Source organism: Streptosporangium sp. LJ11 (assembly GCF_051918945.1).
GTDB lineage: Bacteria > Actinomycetota > Actinomycetes > Streptosporangiales > Streptosporangiaceae > Streptosporangium.
In genome coordinates this window covers 49,778-67,682 of the sequence record NZ_JBPXMB010000030.1, presented here as the reverse complement: position 1 = coordinate 67,682, position 17,905 = coordinate 49,778, and the positions used below count along the sequence as shown (strand labels likewise).

General features: G+C 71.4%; 16 protein-coding genes. 8 read left to right on the top strand and 8 right to left on the bottom strand.

What is annotated here, in order from left to right; translation table 11 throughout:
- Nucleotides 1–103: 103 nt before the first annotated feature.
- Nucleotides 104–664: a hypothetical protein gene (locus tag ACTOQ3_RS35590; RefSeq protein ID WP_440087861.1), complete on the top strand. Its 561-nt coding sequence runs from the start codon at nucleotides 104–106 to the stop codon at nucleotides 662–664.
- Between the two features lie 22 nt (nucleotides 665–686).
- Here the strand turns inward: ACTOQ3_RS35590 and ACTOQ3_RS35585 are convergent, their stop codons facing one another.
- A complete protein-coding gene (locus ACTOQ3_RS35585; RefSeq protein ID WP_440087860.1) occupies nucleotides 687–2,195 on the bottom strand; it encodes a hypothetical protein in 1,509 nt (502 codons plus the stop codon).
- Between the two features lie 782 nt (nucleotides 2,196–2,977).
- Between ACTOQ3_RS35585 and ACTOQ3_RS35580 the strand changes: the two genes are divergently transcribed.
- Both ACTOQ3_RS35580 and ACTOQ3_RS35575 read left to right on the top strand, forming a co-directional pair.
- Nucleotides 2,978–3,943: a nucleotide-binding protein gene (locus tag ACTOQ3_RS35580; protein ID WP_440087859.1), complete on the top strand. Its 966-nt coding sequence runs from the start codon at nucleotides 2,978–2,980 to the stop codon at nucleotides 3,941–3,943.
- 63 nt (nucleotides 3,944–4,006) lie between these two features.
- Entirely contained in the window at nucleotides 4,007–4,393 is a 387-nt protein-coding gene (locus ACTOQ3_RS35575) for an SCO5389 family protein (protein WP_362687966.1), read from the top strand.
- A gap of 123 nt (nucleotides 4,394–4,516) precedes the next feature.
- On the opposite strand, the gene ACTOQ3_RS35570 is transcribed toward ACTOQ3_RS35575, so the two are convergent.
- Both ACTOQ3_RS35570 and ACTOQ3_RS35565 read right to left on the bottom strand, forming a co-directional pair.
- Nucleotides 4,517–5,185 (bottom strand): ribonuclease HII, encoded by a 669-nt coding sequence (locus ACTOQ3_RS35570; protein ID WP_440087858.1) that lies wholly within the window; start codon nucleotides 5,183–5,185, stop codon nucleotides 4,517–4,519.
- A gap of 59 nt (nucleotides 5,186–5,244) precedes the next feature.
- Nucleotides 5,245–6,258, bottom strand: coding sequence for a LysR family transcriptional regulator (locus ACTOQ3_RS35565; protein WP_440087857.1), 1,014 nt, complete (start codon nucleotides 6,256–6,258; stop codon nucleotides 5,245–5,247).
- A 201-nt stretch (nucleotides 6,259–6,459) separates the two neighbouring features.
- On the opposite strand from ACTOQ3_RS35565, the gene ACTOQ3_RS35560 reads away from it, so the two are divergent.
- Both ACTOQ3_RS35560 and ACTOQ3_RS35555 read left to right on the top strand, forming a co-directional pair.
- Nucleotides 6,460–7,686, top strand: coding sequence for a pyridoxal phosphate-dependent aminotransferase (locus ACTOQ3_RS35560; RefSeq protein WP_440087856.1), 1,227 nt, complete (start codon nucleotides 6,460–6,462; stop codon nucleotides 7,684–7,686).
- Nucleotides 7,687–7,913: 227 nt separating this feature from the next.
- Entirely contained in the window at nucleotides 7,914–8,558 is a 645-nt protein-coding gene (locus ACTOQ3_RS35555) for a GNAT family N-acetyltransferase (RefSeq protein ID WP_440087855.1), read from the top strand.
- A gap of 284 nt (nucleotides 8,559–8,842) precedes the next feature.
- On the opposite strand, the gene ACTOQ3_RS35550 is transcribed toward ACTOQ3_RS35555, so the two are convergent.
- The gene (locus ACTOQ3_RS35550) at nucleotides 8,843–9,322 is read right to left on the bottom strand and encodes a hypothetical protein (RefSeq protein WP_440087854.1); all 480 of its coding nucleotides are present in this window, start codon (nucleotides 9,320–9,322) and stop codon (nucleotides 8,843–8,845) included.
- Nucleotides 9,323–9,625: 303 nt separating this feature from the next.
- Here ACTOQ3_RS35550 and ACTOQ3_RS35545 point away from each other — a divergent pair, with 303 nt between their 5' ends.
- Nucleotides 9,626–12,784 (top strand): AfsR/SARP family transcriptional regulator, encoded by a 3,159-nt coding sequence (locus ACTOQ3_RS35545; protein ID WP_440087853.1) that lies wholly within the window; start codon nucleotides 9,626–9,628, stop codon nucleotides 12,782–12,784.
- Nucleotides 12,785–13,098: 314 nt separating this feature from the next.
- Here ACTOQ3_RS35545 and ACTOQ3_RS35540 read toward each other — a convergent pair whose 3' ends face one another.
- On the bottom strand, nucleotides 13,099–14,568 hold the full coding sequence (locus tag ACTOQ3_RS35540; protein WP_440087852.1) for a DUF7059 domain-containing protein: 1,470 nt from the start codon (nucleotides 14,566–14,568) through the stop codon (nucleotides 13,099–13,101).
- Nucleotides 14,569–14,708: 140 nt separating this feature from the next.
- Here ACTOQ3_RS35540 and ACTOQ3_RS35535 point away from each other — a divergent pair, with 140 nt between their 5' ends.
- Nucleotides 14,709–15,020, top strand: coding sequence for a hypothetical protein (locus ACTOQ3_RS35535; RefSeq protein WP_440087851.1), 312 nt, complete (start codon nucleotides 14,709–14,711; stop codon nucleotides 15,018–15,020).
- Between the two features lie 105 nt (nucleotides 15,021–15,125).
- Here the strand turns inward: ACTOQ3_RS35535 and ACTOQ3_RS35530 are convergent, their stop codons facing one another.
- Together ACTOQ3_RS35530 and ACTOQ3_RS35525 are read right to left on the bottom strand one after the other, a co-directional pair.
- The gene (locus ACTOQ3_RS35530) at nucleotides 15,126–15,734 is read right to left on the bottom strand and encodes a TetR/AcrR family transcriptional regulator (protein WP_440087850.1); all 609 of its coding nucleotides are present in this window, start codon (nucleotides 15,732–15,734) and stop codon (nucleotides 15,126–15,128) included.
- 237 nt (nucleotides 15,735–15,971) lie between these two features.
- A complete protein-coding gene (locus ACTOQ3_RS35525) occupies nucleotides 15,972–16,586 on the bottom strand; it encodes an N-acetyltransferase family protein (RefSeq protein WP_440087849.1) in 615 nt (204 codons plus the stop codon).
- A gap of 67 nt (nucleotides 16,587–16,653) precedes the next feature.
- On the opposite strand from ACTOQ3_RS35525, the gene ACTOQ3_RS35520 reads away from it, so the two are divergent.
- A complete protein-coding gene (locus tag ACTOQ3_RS35520; RefSeq protein WP_440087848.1) occupies nucleotides 16,654–17,217 on the top strand; it encodes a winged helix-turn-helix transcriptional regulator in 564 nt (187 codons plus the stop codon).
- Here ACTOQ3_RS35520 and ACTOQ3_RS35515 read toward each other — a convergent pair.
- Nucleotides 17,153–17,824, bottom strand: a complete 672-nt coding sequence (locus ACTOQ3_RS35515) for a VC0807 family protein (RefSeq protein ID WP_440087847.1) — start codon at nucleotides 17,822–17,824, stop codon at nucleotides 17,153–17,155. The genes ACTOQ3_RS35520 and ACTOQ3_RS35515 overlap by 65 nt on opposite strands.
- Nucleotides 17,825–17,905: the final 81 nt, after the last annotated feature.

The window sequence follows — 17,905 nt, the reverse complement described above, 5'->3', positions numbered from 1 at the left end:
CCGGCGGACAACACGCTCGGCGCGTCCGGCGCGTTGAGAGCGCCCACGAGGGTCGGAATGCTGTTATGGAGTGATTACTTAGCGTCATCATGGAGGTTCGAGGATGAAACGTCATCTGGCGAGCGTGGGTCTGCTCGCCGCAATCGCCGCACCCACTCTTGGATGGCCCCTCGCCTGGGCCGATCCGGTCCCCTCGGTCTCCATCTCCCTCGACGACGGGGCGAGGGAGACCGCTCCGGGCGCGGAGAACACGTACACACTCCGCATCAGCAACCAGGGGACCGCCCAGCTGAGGCGCGTCCTCCTGGTGCAGTCCCTGCCGCCGTCGATGACCTTCGTGAAGGCCGACGCCGGAGGGCGGGTGAAGCAGGGCAAGGTGGCGTGGACGGTGAACGTCCCGCCCCAGAAGGACGCCGTCGTCCATGTGAGCGCCCGGGTCGGCGCGGTCGCGGGAGCAGCGGTGCAGAACCTGGCGACGACGGCCTGCGCCCGCAGGAGCGCCACCGGACCTGTGCTGGTCTGCGCCACGGACATCAACACCGTGGCCGCGCCGGAGAAGACGGCCGACTGGGTCCTGCCGGTCTCGCTGGCCTCCGCCGTCGTCGCGGGACTGGTCACCGGCGCGTTCCTGCTCCGTCGTCGCCGTCGGGTCCGGCCGGTCTGATCCGCCCGCGCCGAGAGCCCGGCTATGGCCTCCCTCGCCGGGCACGCAGCCGCGGGGCCAGACCGAGGCCGAAGAGCAGGAGTCCCGCCAGGACCGGCCAGAACGGCAGGCCCGTGAACGGCAGCGAGGGGCCGGCCTGTTCCACGCGAGACCAACCGGCGGGGCAGGGGACCGAGAAGGACCGTCCCCGCCCCGGCACGCACGACGGGTCGGAGGGCGGCTCCGGCACCCGCGCGGGCACCGGCGTCCGCTCCGGGCCGGGAGCAGGCGTTCCCTCCGAGGGGGAGGCGGACGCCTGTGCCGGACCGGGAACCGGGGCGGGCTCGGGTACCGAGCCGGGAGCGGGAATCGGCGCGGAATCCGGGTCGGACGCCGTGTCGGATGCCGGGCCGGGGACGGTCTCGGATGCCGGGGAGGAGCCGTCGGCGGTCGCCGGGGCGGGGGCGGTCTCCACCGGCCGCCTCTCGCAGCCGGGGCCGGACGACCCCGCCGGGCAGTCGGATCCGGGCTTCGCGTCCACCGCGACGTCACCCGGCTCGGACGCCTCGGGTGCGAGCGCCCCGGTGCTCGTCGTCCCCTCGACGGCGACCCGCTGCGCGCAGCCGAGACCCGCGCCGGGAACGGGAGCGGCGAGCCTGGCGGACCACGGTGCCGGGTGCGGGCAGTTCGTCCCGCCCCCGGGGGCCTGGACGGCGCTGTCCAACACCCCGTCCCCGGTGGCCGGGGCGTCGACGGTCACGCTGTAGGTGATCGTGACCGTCTCGGCCACCGGGATGTCGCCGGTCCAGGCCAGCCTCGGCGCGCCGTACGAGATCGTGCCTCTCGTGACCCGCGCGTCGCCGTTGTAGGCCGCGTCGTCGAGGACCCGGGAGAGTTCCCCGGTGAGCGTGGCCCCCGGATAGACGGCGTTGCCGACGTTGCCGACGGTGATCGTGTAGGTGACCACCTGGCCGGGAGCCGCGGTCTCCCTGTCGGCGGTCATGAGGACGTACAGCAGCGGCAGGCCGGGCGCGCCGAGGTTCCCGCAGGCGGGATCGGCGGAACCGGCCGCGCAGTTGGACCCCTCGGGGCCGACCAGCTCGCCGGAGAGGCGCAGGTCCCCCGCCGGAGGGTCGTCCACCGTGACGCCGTAGGTGACCGTCACCGTCTGACCGGCGGCCACGTCACCGGTCCAGGTCACCTCGGGCGCGGTGAAGGAGACCGTCCCCGAGGTGGCCGACTGGTCGTGGTCGAAGCGCGCGTCGTCGAGCAGGCCCGACAGGTCGTCGGTGAAGGTGAAGTTCGATCGACCGGTATCACCGGCGTTGCGAAGTCTGACGGTGTAGGTGACCTTCTGGCCGGGTTTGGCGAGGACGGGCGAGGCCGTCTTGGTGATCTCGACCTCCGACTCACCACCCGCCGATTCCTCGACCTCCGAGTCCCCGGCCCTTGCCGTCGCACGGCTCTCGTCGTCGGCGGCGCCCCGCGCGACCCGTTTTCCCGTCACGGACGCGGGCGAGGACTTCCCCTTTTTCGTCACCGTCGTCGTCACCGCCGAAGGTTTCCCCCTGACCACCGCCGTGGGCGAAGACCTCCCCCTCACCACTGGAACCGACGGGGACTTTCCGTCCGCGGCCGTCGTCGAGGGAGTTTCGGCCTTCGTCCGGACGGACGGCGAGGGCAGCGAGGACGGCGAGGACGGCGAGGACGCCTCCGCCCCACCCGTCCCGGATGCGGCGAGAACGGGCGCCGGCGTCACGAGCACCGCGAGCGCGATCCCGCACGCGGCGAACCCACCGGCTCGCCGTCCGGAGACCAACCACCAGGAAAGCCGCCGATCGGGGACCCACCGCGCGGGAAACCGCCGTCCGGAGACCCTTCGCCCGGAAAACCGCTGTTCAGGAACCCGCCGCGCGAAAACGCGACGCGACCAGGTACCGATACGTACCACCAAAGCCCCTTGCTGACCCTTGTCCACGATCTTGCAGGGGGAGTCAAGATCAACCGACTCGGGGTGGGATACCCGGACCGGCCGGATCTCACCGGCGCCGACGGTAAACATCCACCCCGCCGATCCCCAAGAGGATTGCCGAGTCCGCACAGGAGACCCCGAAGCGGTAACAGCGGATCTTTGGCACCGGTCATGACATGGCAGGTGTTTTCCCTCGCCCCTTTCACCCCTATCTGTCATGGGAGATCACTCTCATCCGCGTTCGCAACGCAAGAGCGTCTGCTCTTCTCCTCGCGATACGCACCCCGCACCCCCGCCCTCCGTGGCATGATGGGCCCCCAGAAGGCTTGAAATGATTTTCATAATCAGATTGGATCGTCGTTATGAGGGTGGCGTTCGTTGGCAAGGGCGGCAGCGGCAAGACGACCCTGTCGGCTCTTTTCGCGAGATACACCGCGAGCCGGGGCGGCCCCGTCGTGGCCGTCGACGCCGACATCAACCAGCACCTGGGCATGGCGCTGGGGATGAGCGAGGGTGCGCTGCCGAGGCCGATGGGCTCGCACCTGACCGAGATCAAGGAATACCTGCGGGGCGACAACCCCCGCATCTCATCGGCTTCCGCGATGGTCAAGACCACCCCGCCGGGGTCCGGCTCGCGGCTGCTCCGCCTCGACGAGCAGGACGACCCGATCCACACCCGATTCTCCGCCGCCACGCCCGAGGGGCCCCGGCTCATGGTCACCGGGCCGTTCAGCGAGGACGACCTGGGAGTGGCGTGCTACCACTCCAAGGTCGGCGCCGTGGAGCTCTATCTGAACCACCTGCTCGACGGCGCGGGCGAGTACGTCGTGGTCGACATGACGGCCGGGGCCGACTCCTTCGCCTCGGGGTTGTTCACCCGCTTCGACATGACCTTCCTGGTGGCCGAGCCGACCCGCCAGGGCGTGAGCGTCTACCGGCAGTACCGCGACTACGCCGCCGACTACGGCGTGCCGGTCGCGGTGGTCGGCAACAAGATCCACGGTCCGGGAGACGTGGCATTCCTGCGCGACCAGGTCGGCGACGACCTGCTGGTCTGCCTGGAGCACTCCGCGGCGATCCGCGCGATGGAGCAGGGCCGTCCCTTCACCCTCCAGGACCTCGAACCGGCCAACTCCCGGGCTCTGAGCATGATTCTCGACCATCTCGACGCCCAGGAGAAGGACTGGTTCCGCTTCGGGCGCCAGGCCGTGCAGTTCCACCTCCGCAACGCGGAGGCCTGGGCGAACAGGGCCACCGGTGAGGATCTGGCGGCCCAGATCGATCCCGGCTTCGTCTTCGGGCCAACGCGAGTGTCGCTCTCCCGCTAGATGGAGCGATCCGTAGGCCCGACCTAGTGTCTGATGAATCCCCTTCTGTGAGGAGAACGCAGCATGTCGCTGACCGTTTCGAACGATCTTCTCGACCAGGCCAAGGCCGGTGAGGTGGAAGACGCGGCATTCGTCACCTGTGTCAGAGACTCCCTTCCATACGCCTGGTCGCTCATCAGCGACCTGGTCAAGGAGCGCGAGCACACCGGTGCCGAGTTCGCCGACAACACGGTGCCCCCGCCGGACGAGGCCGCTCGTGGCCAACTCCTGCGCGCTCTCGCCAGCGACGCCATGCGCGGTGCCCTGGAGCGCCACTTCGGGGTGAGGCTGGCCTTCCAGAACTGCCACCGGGTCGCCGTCTTCGACCCGTCCGCCACCGGCGCCCACGCGGAGTTCGTCACCGCCAGGTCGCAGATCCTCAACCAGACGCCCGAGCTGGTCGACTGCTGACGGCCTCGTTCCGAGGCGGATCACCTCCCCGGCCGGACGTTCCCGGAGAGCAGGGCGCCCCGCTCCCGGAGAGCGGAGCGCCCCGTTCCCGGAGAGCGGGGCGCCCCCCGAAGAAAGGCGTGTCTACCCGAAGAGCCCGAGCTGACCCTCTCCGGCCAGCGGGTTGCGATGCCTCTTGAGGTGGCGCCACCGGGGGAGGTCGTCCAGATAGGACCAGGACAGGCGGTGATGCTCCGTCGGGCCGAGGGCGGCCAGCGCCGCCTGATGGACCGGTGAGGGGTAGCCCGCGTTGTCGGCGAACCCGTACTCCTCGAAACCCAGCGAGGCCATGTAGGTGTCCCGCCGAACCTTGGCGATCACGGAGGCCGCGGCCACCGAGACGCAGGAAAGATCGCCCTTGACCTCGCACCTGACCGGCCAGGGCGCGCCCAGATAGTCGTGTTTCCCGTCCAGAACGACCACGTCGGGCCGGACGGGAAGCCCGGCCAGCGCCCTCCTGGCCGCCCGGCGCAGGGCCTCGGTCATCCCGAGCGCGTCGATCTCCTCGTGGGACGCCTCGCCGTACCCGATCCCGGCCGCCCAGGCGGTGATCTCGGAGACCATGGCGGCGCGGCGGGCGGGGGTGAGCAGTTTCGAGTCGGTGAGCCCGGCGGGCGGTTCCGACAGGTCGGTGACCACGGCGCAGACCGCCACCGGACCGGCCCAGGCCCCGCGCCCGACCTCGTCCACCCCGGCGACCAGTTTGGAACCGCCGTCGTTCAGCAACCGCTCGAGCGCGTAGGTGGGAGGCACGTGCCGACGTTACCGGGCCGCGAGCCTCCGGACGCCATCCCGATGGAACACCACCCCGGTCAGGCGTCGTCATCCCGATGCGGGCCTTCGGCCGTCACCTCATCCGGGGCTTCGAGCCCCGGCTGGGCCTCCGGGCGTTCCCGGGAGGCCGGTTCGACCCCCTCCAGGTCGGCGGCGAGGAGCCGGGCGGCGACGTGGACGGCCCGGAGGGTGACGGAGACGGCGGGGCGGTGGACGCTGGACGATCGGGCGACGGCGTACACGACCCGGCCCACCGGTGGCCCGGGGAACCGGCGGACGGCGATGCCGCGGACCCCGCTGGCCAGTGCCAGGGCGGGGACGGCCGCGATGCCGATGCCCTTGGCGACCAGGCCGATGATCGTGCCCAGTCCCTCGAACTCCCAGGGCACCGGCCGGTGACCGCCGACGTCGGCCATCAGCCGGTCCACCGCCAGCCGGGAGGGCTCGCCGTCCGGGGTGGCCATCCAGGGCTCGTCGCGCAGCTCCCACAGGTCGACCGGGACGTCGGGGGAGGCGAGCCGGTGCCTGCGCGGCACCACGAGCACCAGCGGGTCGTGCAGCAGCGGGAAGACCCGCACGGTGTCGGGCTCGCGCATCCGGCCGTACCAGTCGTCGACCAGGGCGATGTCCACCTCGCCCGACTGCACCTCGCGCATCCCGCGTCCCGAGCGGCCCTGTCCCATCCGCAGGGTGAGCTCACCGTGCCGGCGCAGCGTCCTGGCCAGCGCGGGCGCGAAGGCCACCGCGGCGGTCGGGAAGGCGGTCACGGTGACCCGCCCCGAGGGGGTCGCGACCTGGGCCGACAGGTCGGACTCGGCGCTCTCCACCATGGCCAGGATGCGCTCGGCGTGCTCGACCAGGCGCCGCCCCGCGTCGGTCAGCTCCGCGCTCCTGGAGGTCCTGTCGATCAGCACGGCGCCCGCCTGGCGCTCCAGCGCGGCCAGCTGCTGCGAGACCGCCGAGGGGCTGTAACCGAGGGAGGTCGCGGTGGCCGCGATGCTGCCCCGGCGAGCGAACTCACAGATCAGGACGAGTCTCCGTAAATCAAGCATCAGTTTTCCTTACGCCCACCCACGACAACCGAAGCTTGTCCTGATGCCTCCATCCCACCAGGCTGGAAGGCGTTCCACAACGGCCCGCACCGTTCCGTGGCGGTCCGTCCCGCCCGCGAACGGTCCGCACTTCTCCCCGGCACATTCCGCACCTCCCCACAGCACATTCCGCACTTTCCACGACGAGGTAGGGATCCCGCGATGAGCGTCACACTCTCCGCCACCCTGGCGGCCAACGAGGACATCGAGCGAAGACGGCGCGCCGGTGAGCGCGTGCTGCACCTGGCCTTCGGCGAGGCCGGCCTGCCCGTGCATCCGGCCCTGAGCGAGCGACTGGGCGCGGCGTCCGGGCTCAACGGCTACGGACCCGTCGCCGGCGCGCCCGCGCTGCGCGAGGCGGCCTCCGGCTACTGGTCGCGGCGCGACCTGCCCACCGACCCCGACCTGGTGGTCTGCGGCCCCGGGAGCAAGCCCCTGCTGTACGGCCTGCTGCCGGCGATCGGCGGCGACATCGTGCTGCCGATGCCGAGCTGGGTCAGCTACGCCGCCCAGGCCGAGCTGGTCGGGGCGCGCTCCCTGCTCGTTCCGACGCCCCCCGGCGAGGGTGGGGTGCCGGATCCCGAGCGCGTGGTGGCGGCGGTCAGGCGCGCCCGCGCCCAGGGGCGCGACGTGCGCTCGCTGCTGGTCACGCTTCCCGACAACCCCAGCGGCACGCTGGCCGGGGCGGCCACGATCCGGCGGATCGCCGAGGTCGCCCGTGAACTCGACCTGACGATCATCTCCGATGAGATCTACCGCGACCTGGTCCACTCCCCGGACACCGGTTTCCTCAGTCCCGCCGACGTGGCTCCCGAGCGAACCGTGATCACCAGCGGGCTCAGCAAGAGCCTCGCCCTGGGCGGCTGGCGGATCGGCGTGGCCCGGCTCCCGTCGCCGGCCCTGCGCGACCGGCTCCTGGCGGTGGCGAGCGAGATCTGGTCCAGCCCCGCCGCGCCGGTCCAGCAGGCGGCGGCGTACGCCTACACCGAGCCGCCGGAGCTCGTCGAGCGGGTGAGCCGGAGCCGCGAGCTGCACGGTGCGGTGGCGCGGGCGGTGTACGAGCGATTCGTCCGCGCGGGCGTGCGGGTGGACGCGCCGCGGGGTGGTTTCTACCTCTACCCCGACTTCACCGGGCTCGGCTTCGCGTCCTCCGCCGACCTGACCGCCTGCCTGCTCGACCGGCACGGCGTCGGGGTGCTCCCCGGCCACGCCTTCGGCGACGACCCGGCGGCCCTGCGGGTGCGGGTGGCGACCAGCCTCCTGTACGGCGAGACGACGCGGCTGCGGCTGGCCGCGCTCGACGCTCCCGACCCCCTGGCGCTGCCCTGGATCTCGGCCTCGCTGGACCATCTGAGCGAGGCGCTGACCGGCCTGCTCGCGGAGCGGTGAGCACCCGCGGCCCCCGCACGCGTCCCGCCCGTCGCGGGCCCTGCGGCGGGGTGATCGCACCCCGTGGGGCCCGCTCGGGAGATGAAGGTCTCTGGGGTGGCGTCAACTGCCCTGACCTGGTATTTCTTACCCCGAAGACCCACGGGCCACCTGCGTTCCTCGATGCTCACCAAGATGTCTCGTGTCGTTTGGTATCAAGCAGGGGAAAGAGCCCTCATTATGTGCTCATGCCCGCTTTTGTCACCCTGTCCGGGCGCCTCGTGCGCCTGGAACCGCTCAGCCTCGCGGTCGTCGACGATCTCGTCGCCGCGGCGAGTGAAGACCGTTCTACCTACGCCTTCACTCGCGTCCCCCATGGCCGGGACGAGATGGTCTCCTACGTGGAGGCCGCTCTGGCTGAGCAGGCGGAGGGCCGCACGATGCCCTTCGCCATCCGGTGGCTTCACACCGATCGCGTGGTCGGTGCCACCCGTCTCATGAACCTGGAGTACTGGCAGGGCCCCATGCCCTGGCCGCCGGGCGCCCGTGGGGCGGTGGGCGATGTCCCGTCCGTGGCGGACATCGGTTACACCTGGCTCTCCGCCTCCGCGCAGGGAACCGGCGTCAACCGCGAGAGCAAGTATCTGATGCTCTCCCTCGCCTTCGAGACCTGGCAGGTCCACCGCATCACCCTCAAGGCCGATATACGGAACGTACGCTCCCGGGCCGCCATCGAAGCCCTCGGCGCACACCTCGACGGTGTGCGGCGGGCGGAGAGCCGAGGCGCCGACGACACGGTCCGAGATACCGCGTACTACTCCATCCTGAGTGACGAATGGCCGGTCGTCCGAGAACGGATGCACGCGCGGATGGGCCTGGTCGAGGCCGCGTGAGACGGACACCCTACGTGCGGTAATACGAGGAGCGGTGAACGACCAAAAGGATAAATAGCTAGAAATTACACAGAAAGCACATAGCGTCAAAAACGGTATTTTAATTACTTAATGGAACAAAAGGCCCGCCCGAAATTTCGGGCGGGCCCGGTGTTCGTCCGATGTCGCACGCGAATCGCGGCTCGCGTGGTCAGCGGGTCGAACGGAGATCGCGGGTGAGGGGAGGGTGTTCGTCCACCGGCACAACCGGTACGGCTGCCGGACGGATCCACCGGGACCCGGGGTCACTCCTCGTCGGACTCGACCTCGTAGATGTAGCGCCACTTGCCGCACAGCGTCTTCTTGGCGTGGTGCCTGTCCCAGTAGCAGACCCTGACCTGCAGGTTGTCGATCTCGTCCGCGACGTAGTGGAAGCGCTGGTAGCCGCTGGTGCCGCACTTGCGGGCCCAGGTGTAGTCCTCGTCGCCGTCGTGGGTCTCGAATTTGAACTGGACGTAGCCGCAGAGCCGGCCCGGCGAGTACTTGTCGTAGAGCCTGCCCTGGACGTGGAGGCGGTCGTCCTCGTCGAGTGACACGGTGCCCCTGGCAGCGGCGCGGGAGTCGTCGTAGTACTTGGAGTAGTAGTAGCCCCAGGGCTCCTCGTCGTACCCGCTCGAGGCGGTGAGGGTGGCGGCGGAGGCGGGAGTGGCGAGGGCGGGGACACCGATCGCGATGACGGCGGTGGCGGCGGCGAGACCGAGAAGTTTGGTGATCGAGCGGCGCATGGTGGTTCTCTCCTTGAGGGGTGCGGCTCCCGGCTTCCGAAGGAGCCATGGCTCATTGATAGGCCCGGGTGCCTGCATCACACTTACCGCGCCTTTATCCACGCCTGCAATCCACTGACATGTCGGGCATGGCCGCCCCCGTATGGGGCCATGCCCGACGACACCAGCATTGGGGGCACGGCTCAACAGCCGATTGACGTGCAATCAACGTCTCGGCGAACAAGCAAGCCTCTACCTACGGGGTAAGCAAGGGAGGATCTATCATTTGGCCATAAAACTTCCCATTGGGCGGAGATTCAAGAAATGGCTGTTCAGGGCAGCGAAGACGGACTGCGGTTCGCGGTGCTCGGTCCTGTCCAGGCATGGCGCGACGGTTCCGAGCTCGATCTGGGCACCCCGCTGCAACGTTCAATCCTGGCGATGCTCCTGCTGAGGGAGGGCCGGGCGGTCACGCCGGCCGAGATGATCGACGCGATCTGGGGGGAGGACGCCCCGCCCCGCGCGCTCGGCGCCCTGCGTACCTACGTCTCCCGGCTGCGCGCCGTACTGGAGCCCGGCAGGTCGCCGCGCACCCGTCCCGAGCTGCTCACCTCCGTGGGCAGGGGGTACGCGCTGCGGCTGAACGGCGGCTCCCTCGACCTGCTTGTCTTCGAGCGCGGCCTTCAGGAGGCGGAGACCGCGCGCCGCGAGGGCGATCTGGCCCGGGCCGCGGAAAGCCTGCGCGCGAGCCTGGCGCTCCACACCGGCGAGCCGCTCGCCGGGGCCGTCGGCCCGTACGCCGAACACCAGCGCGGGCGGCTCTCCGAGCGCCGGATGAGCGTGATCGAGGTCCTGATGGACCTGGACCTGGAGCTGGGCAGGCACGCCGACGTCCTGTCCGAGCTGATCGCGCTGACCGGCGACCACCCGCTGCGCGAGCGGCTCCGAGCCCAGCTGATGCTGGCCTACTACCGGTGCGGGCGCAGGGCGGAGGCGCTGGCGGCCTTCGCCGACACCCGCGCCACGCTGATCGAGGAGCTGGGCATCGAGCCGGGCTCCGACCTGACGAGCATGCACCAGCGCATCCTCACCGGCGACCCGGCCCTCACGCCGGCCCCGGTCGGCCCACCGTCGCGGCCCGCGCCCGCCGCGCCCGCCGGGGTCGGCAGGGCCGCCGAGGCCGCGGAGACGGCCGCGCGGGAGGGCTCCGAGGCGAAACCGCCCCCGGAGGCGGACCCGGAGGCCGCGAGGGCGCCGGAGGCGCGGGCGACGGCGACGAGCCCGGAGCTGCCGCGACCGGCGCAGCTTCCCGCCGCCGTGAACGACTTCACCGGCCGCCGCCAGATCATCGCGCGGCTGCGCACGCTGCTGTCGGCCCAGGACGGCTCCGAGGGCGTGCCGGTGGCGGCCATCTCCGGTATCGGCGGCGTGGGCAAGACGGCCCTGGCCGTACACGTCGCCCATGCCATGCACGACCTGTTCCCCGACGGCCAGCTCTACGCCGACCTGCGCGGGTACGGCGAGGAACCGACCGCGCCCGAGTCGGCGCTGGCGGCCTTCCTGCGCGGTCTCGGCCTGCCCGCCGACGCCATCCCCGACGGCCTGGCCGAGCGGTCGGCGCTGTTCCGCTCGCTCCTGGCCGACCGGCGGATGCTCGTGCTGCTGGACAACGCCCGCGACGCCGCCCAGGTGAGCCAGCTGCTCCCCGGCTCGGCCGGGTGCGCGGCGATCGTGACCAGCCGGGGCAAGCTCGCCGACCTGGCCTCGGCCAGGCTGATCGACCTGGACGTGATGGAGCCGGACGAGGCCCTCGTGCTGTTCGGCATCGTCGCCGGAGTGGAGAGGGTGGAGGCCGAGCGCGCCGCCGCCATGGACGTGGTCGCCGCCTGCGGTTTCCTGCCGCTCGCGGTGCGGATCGTGGCGGCGCGCCTGGCCGCCAGGCCGGCCTGGACGGTCGCCTCCCTGGTGCCCCGGCTGGCCGACGAGCGCCGCCGCCTGGACGAGATGCGCGTGGGCAACCTCGCGGTGGAGGCGACCTTCGCCCTCGGGTACGGCCAGCTCAACCCCGCCCAGGCCCGCGCGTTCCGGCTGCTCTCCCTGCCCGGGGGTCCGGACATCTCGATCGGGGCCGCCGCCGCGCTGCTCGCGCTGGACCCGATGGACACCGAGGACGTCCTCGAGTCCCTGGTGGACACCAGCCTGCTCGAAGCCCCCGCTCCCGGCCGTTACCGCTTCCACGACCTGCTCAAGCTCTTCGCCCGCCGTGTCGCGGAACGGACCGAGAACGCGACGGAGGAGAGCTGCGCCGAGGGCGAGACGAAGCGGGGAGAGCGGCGCGGGTCCGGTGTGAGCGTGACCATCGGCGGGGAGGGCGAGGCGGCACTGCGCCGGTTGCTCGACTTCTACCTGGCGTCCGCGCGCTCGGCGCACCGCCTCGCCTACGAGGGCAGCACGATGGCCGACCGGCTGGGAGTCACCGGGACCGGTCACACCTTCGCCTCCGCCGACGAGGCGGTGGCCTGGCTCTCGGTGGAGGCGGAGTCGCTGTTCGCGTCGATCGCCCAGGTGACCTGCGCGGACAAGGCCGACGAGCTGCTGCCGGGAGCCGACCTGCTGCTCGCCATGGAGCCGCTGCTGGAGTCGGGGAGCCACGTCCGCGAGTTCGAGAGCCGGACGCGGGAGATGCTGGCCGTCGCGCGGCGGATCGGCGCCGTCTCCAGCGAGCTGCGCTGCCGCTACGTGCTCGGGCGGGTGCTGTTCGGCGCCAACCGGCTGGCCGAGGCGGAGGAGGAGTTCCGTACGTCGCTGGAGCTGTCGGCCGGAGGCGACCGCATCGTCACCGGCGAGGTGCTCAACGCGCTGGCCGTCGTGGCCGGGCGGCGGCGCCGCCACGAGGAGGCCCTGGCCTGGTTCGGCGCGGCGCGCGAGGCGTTCAGGGAGGTCGGGGCGCGGGGCGGGGAGGCCCTGACGCTCAGCTACTCCGCCCGCGACCACCTGTTCCTGGAGCAGCCGAAGGAGGCGATCGCCGCCGCCGAGCAGGGGCTGGCCCTGTTCATCGAGATGGGCTCCAGCGCGGGAACCGCCAGGGCCCGCTACCACCTGGGGATGATCCTGTCGCGGGTCGGCCGGTTGAACGAGGCGGTCCACCACCACGCCGAGTGCCTCGCCTTCTTCAGGGCGAGCAGGCAGCGGGTCTGGGAGCAGCGGGTCTGCTCCCGGCTGGCCGAGACGTTCATCAACGCGGGACGCTTCACGGACGCGGCCCGTCACGCGGAACAGGCTCTCACCGTGAGCCGGGAGATCAGCCACCCGTACGGCGAGGCGCAGGCGCTGTGGGTGTTAGGCAAGGCGCTCAACGGTCTCGGCAGGGTCGGGCGTGGCAGGGACTGCCTCGAGCGTGCCCACGACCTGTTCGGCAGGCTCGGAGCGCCCGAGGCCGAGGATCTGCGTCTTCTGCTGGAGCGCGACCAGGTCGACAGCTGATCCCAGGCCGTCGTACAGGTCGTCGTCGAGACGCGTCATCCAGACGTGGTTGATCACCGGCGTTCCCCTCGAAGTCGGGCCCCGTGGCTCGGGATGGGTGTGGAGGTCCGGCCGGCCGTCTGACCCGGGCGACGCGTAGGGGGCCCGGTCATCCGGTGCGTCGCCCGCGGGTCGGCCGCCTCACTGTGACGGCCGGCCGGACGTGGCACGGACCCTTCACCCCCCGGGTCCGTGCCCCACGACCAGAGCTTCTCCCGCGGCGTTTGCCATCCGATTGACAAGCGATAGCGGCGATATCCACAGCCTGTGGACGATCACCCTGTGGATATGTGGAAAAACCCTTCCGCGATCAGCGGGCGGAGGGCGGCGGGAGCCTTCGTCCGCAGGTCATCGTGGTCCTCACCGGTCAGCTCCGCAATCGCGGCGAGCAGCGGGTCCAGTGGATAATCGCCGTCGCAGACCCCCGCGAGGGCGGCTTCCACGGTCCCGACCGCCGCGCTGCGGCGCAGCCCCCCGGTCTGCCGCAGCACGATGCGCGCCGGGTCCTCGGCGCCCGGCGGGCCGACCCGCTCCTCCAGCACCCCCTCGGCCACCACGAGCCTGGAGCCGAGCAGCTCGGCGTCGGTCAGCCGGTGCGCCGTGGTGATCGAGCCGAGCACCTCGTCCACGTATCCGCCGACCGGCAGCTCCACCGGCCGCCCGTACTCCTCCACCCGCACGACGGGGTCGAGGCTCCCGGAGTCGTTCAGCGTGATCCAGCCGAAGCCGATCCCGGTGACGTTCGCCGCCTCGAACCAGCCGAGCCAGTCGTCGTAGAGCTCGCGGTGGCGCGGGGTGCCCTGCTCGGCGGCGTCCCGCAGCCACAGCTCGACGTACTCGGCGGGATCCTGGACGTCGCGCTGCACCACCCAGCCGTCGCAGCCGGTCCCGGCGAGCCAGCCGCCCACCCGGTCGCGCCAGTCCTCGCCGCCGACGTGCAGCCAGTTGGCCAGCAGGTGGCAGGTGCCGCCGGGCGCGAGGTGACGGGGCGCCCGGCGTACGAGGTCACGGCAGAAGTCGTCGGCGTGGAAGCCCGACTCGCGGTAGGTGAACCGGCCGGCCGGGGAGATCACGAACGGCGGGTTGGCGACGATCAGGTCGAAGCGGTCGTCCTCGACGGGATCGAACAGCGAGCCCAGCCGGGCGTCGACGCCGGTGATCCCGGACAGCGCCCAGCTGAGACGGGACAGCTCCAGGGCGCGCGGGTTGACGTCGGTGGCCGTGATCTCCTCGGCCCTGCCGGCCAGGTGGAGGACCTGCACCCCGCACCCGGTACCGATGTCCAGGGCACGCCCGACGGGGCGACGGGAGGCCAGCTGGGCCAGGTTCGCCGAGGCGCCGCCCGCGCCGACGACGTGGTCCGGGCGCAGGGCCGGGTCACCCGGCCTGACCTTGCGGTCGGAGACGACATAGCCAACGGATCCACCGGCGCCGTCGGTCTCCCAGGGCTGCAGGTGGACCGTGGAGGTGATCCGGCCGCCCTCGACGGTCACCAGGCCCGCGGCGGCCAGTTCCTCCACGGGAAGGCCCGCCGGCACCCCGCGCGCCTCCACGGGAGCGCCGAGCCACCACAGCCGGATCAGGGCCGCGAGCGGGTCGCCCTCCGCGGTGGCGCGCAGCGCGGGGACCGTCTCCTCACGGGAGAGCGCGGCGGCGGCGACGTCGCCGAGGCGCTCGCGGACGCCGTCGATGGTGTAGCCGGTGTCGAGCAGGAGTCCCCTGAGCCGGCCGAGCAGATCGTTCACCGGGCAATCCTCGCACCGGGCACGTCCGGATGCTCCCGGTGATGAGACTGTTACCCATCGGGGTAAGCGTTCTGCAAGCGGACTTCAAGTGGAAAGCGGTACTTCTTGGTAGCCGCACCACCCGCTCCAAAGGATCCATGATGCTGATCCCCTGTTTCGCCTGCGAGTCCCGTTTTCATCCTGACGAATATTTCCGCGCTTGCCACGACTACCACCGTGGCAAGGATCTGGTCGCATGGACCTGCCCGCGGTGCGGCAACCAGGATGAGTTACGGGTCTTCCCGGGGGAGCTGGGATTCGGCTACGCCCTGCGCGGCAGGTTCGACGTCTCCGACCGGGTGCGGGTGCCCGGCCTGCGGCGCCGGCGTCAGGACCTGCGGTTGGACATCTCGCTGGACGAGGACGTCTGGCGGGTGGCGACGCGGACCCGCCAGCTGGTGGGAGCACACTGAGACCGCTCCGGCCCGGAAAAGCCCCCGTGATCCGGGCCGGAGTATCGGTGACACCCGCCGGACAGGCGGCGGTCGGACGGGGACGACGGCGGGCGAGCGGCGGTCTCAGGAGGTCTGCTGGGGGGCCTGCTGCCGCAGGCTCTGCCAGGCCGCCTCGCGGAGGCCGCCGATCTCCTCGGGGGTGGGCTGGTGCGCGCCGGCGAACCACAGGCGGCACATCTCGGTGGCCGGTCCCAGCCAGAGCACGTAGCACATCGTCGGGTGGACGGGCTGGAGCAGGCCGTCCTTCATGTGCGGGCGCCACCAGTCGGAGACCTTCCTGAAGAACGCCCTGCGCGACTCCGAAACCTCTGTGCCGCCCGGCTCGTCGCGCCTGGGCGGCCGCTCGCTGATCAGCAGGTGGGCACGTTCGCGGTGCTCACCGCACCAGGACATGTGCAGCGCGACGATGGCCTCGATGCCGCCCCGCGCGCTCTCGTGGCGCTGGAGCTCGGCGAGGAACGCGTCCTGGTACATGCGCAGGGTCTCGGCGTACAGGACGCCGAAGACGTGTTCCTTGCTGGCGAAGTGGTGGTAGAAACTGCCGACGCTGACGCCGCTCTCCTCACGGAGGCTGGCCAGCGTGGTGGCCGAGACCCCGTCCTGGCTGAATCGGCGCAGGGCACCCTCGACGATCCTGGTGCGGCCGTCGCGTCCGCTCTTGGCAGTCTTCACGGATCCCATGGTGGAGCAACAGAACCTTGTTCCGCAAACTGCTCGGGAAACAGCTTGGACCACGTCGATCGTACCGCCTTGATCCGGGAGCCCGTATCGCCACCCCGGATGACCGGTCCGCCCGGTACGGCGGCGCCGCCCTCCGGGCTCCCGGCCCGGAGCCTCCCCCCGGTACGCCCCCGGTGAGACCGCTCGGCGAGCTCGGGCGGGGCCGCGCGGGAACCGGCCCGGACGGCGCTAGCGGAGAATCCTCGCGGTCACCTCGACCGTGCCGGAGGAGACGCGCATGGTCGCCTCCGGCCACGTCCTGCGGACCATGGCCAGGACCGTGCGGTTGTCCCCGAGCACGTCCATCCCCACGGTCCTGGCCCCCCTGGCCTCCGCGCGGCGCATCAGCGTGCGGACGAGCCGGGAGCCCAGCCCCATTCCCTGCCACTCGTCGCCCACCACCACGGCGATCTCGACGTCGGCCTCCTCACCTCGGTAGCTCATCGCGTGCCCGACGAGAAGGTTCCCGTGCACGGCGAGCAGGGCGTCGCGCCGCTCGTCCACCGTGAGCAGCGTTCTGACGAAGCTCGCGCTCGGACGGCCCATCCCGGTGAAGAACCTCCGCGCCTGGGTGCGGGGTGACAGTCCCCCGAGGAAGCGGCGGATCCCCTCCTCGTCGTCCGGTCGCGCGGGCCGGATGTCGACGGCCCCTCCGGGCACGGTCGCGACGTCCCCCGGCCTGGCCGCGACGTCCCCGGACGTCCGCGTGAGGTCCCCGTACACGGCAGAGGTGTCCGCGCACGCGGCCGGGGCGCCTCCGGGCGCCTGGACACCACCCGGCGACACCACCTGAGTTCGCATCATGGACTCAGAGTCTCGTGAGACAGCTGAGTATGTCAACTAGACTTAGGTGAACGTTGGAGGTGCTGCGATGGCGACTTACGATTCGCACATGAACGAGGCGGCTCCCGGCAACCTGCCCCTGCGATTGGACAACTGCTCCATCGAACGCGCCCTGGGCGTCGTCGGCGAGAAGTGGACGTTCCTGGTGCTGCGCGAGGCGTTCGGCGGCGTGCGGCGCTTCGCCGACATGCAGACCGCCACGGGTGCGCCCCGGCAGGTGCTCAGCGCCCGGCTGACCCGGCTGGTGGAGGAGGGACTGCTGCGCAAGGTCCCCTACCGCGAGCCCGGCCAGCGGCAGCGCGACGAATACCGGCTGACCCAGATGGGCCTCGACCTCTATCCGACCCTGGTGGCCCTGATGCAGTGGGGCGACCGGTATCTCAGCGACCACGAGGGACCGCCGGTGCTCATCACCCACCGCGGCTGCGGCGCCACGGTCGAGCAGCACTTCCGCTGCGCGGAAGGGCACGAGGTCGCCGGCCCGAGAGAGGTCACCCCGCTGCCCGGCCCCGGAGCGCGCCTTCGCCCTACGGCCTCCGCGTCTCCGGGCTCTCCGTCCCTCGCGTCTCCAGCCTCAGCAGGCAGTGCCTGAGGCTGAGCACCGAGACCAGCGCCACGCCGCCGAGCAGCACCGCGACGGCGGAGGTGCGTACGAGAAGGTAGGTCTCCAGGGTCTGGCTGAGCAGCAGCCAGAGGCTCAGCGCCCCGTTCAGCAGTTGCGCGCAGCCCCACAGCACCGACTGCGACACGAAGAAGCGACGCATCCGCGGGTGCTCCATCACCTGGTCGGGCAGCGGCACGAGATCGGCCACCACCCGCCGGATCAGCGGCCTCTGCAGCGGCGCGGTGAGCAGGAAGCCCATGCTCACGCAGAACACCCCGAGGCAGGGCTGCAGGAAGAACACGATGGGGTTGCCCGTCGCCACCGTCAGCACCACCCTGACGGTGATCGTGCCCGCCGCCAGCAGCAGCGTGCCGGGCGCCTCGCCGCCCCTGACCAGCCGCCAGGCGACGCCGCCGTAGACCCAGGCCGCCGCCACCGCCAGCGCGACGTTCGCGTCGGTGAAGACCAGCGCGACGTAGAAGACGAGAACGGGAAGGATCATGCTCTCGAACACCCTGGGGGCGGCGTGCCGCAGCAGGGTCCCGATACGGGGGAGTACGAGCGGAGCCGGGGGGGCGGGCATGAGCACAGTCATCAGGGGCGGGCTCCGGAGGTGGTGGAACATCCCGGGGGAAATCTCACCCGACCGTACGCGATGTCCGGAGTGTCCGGCGAG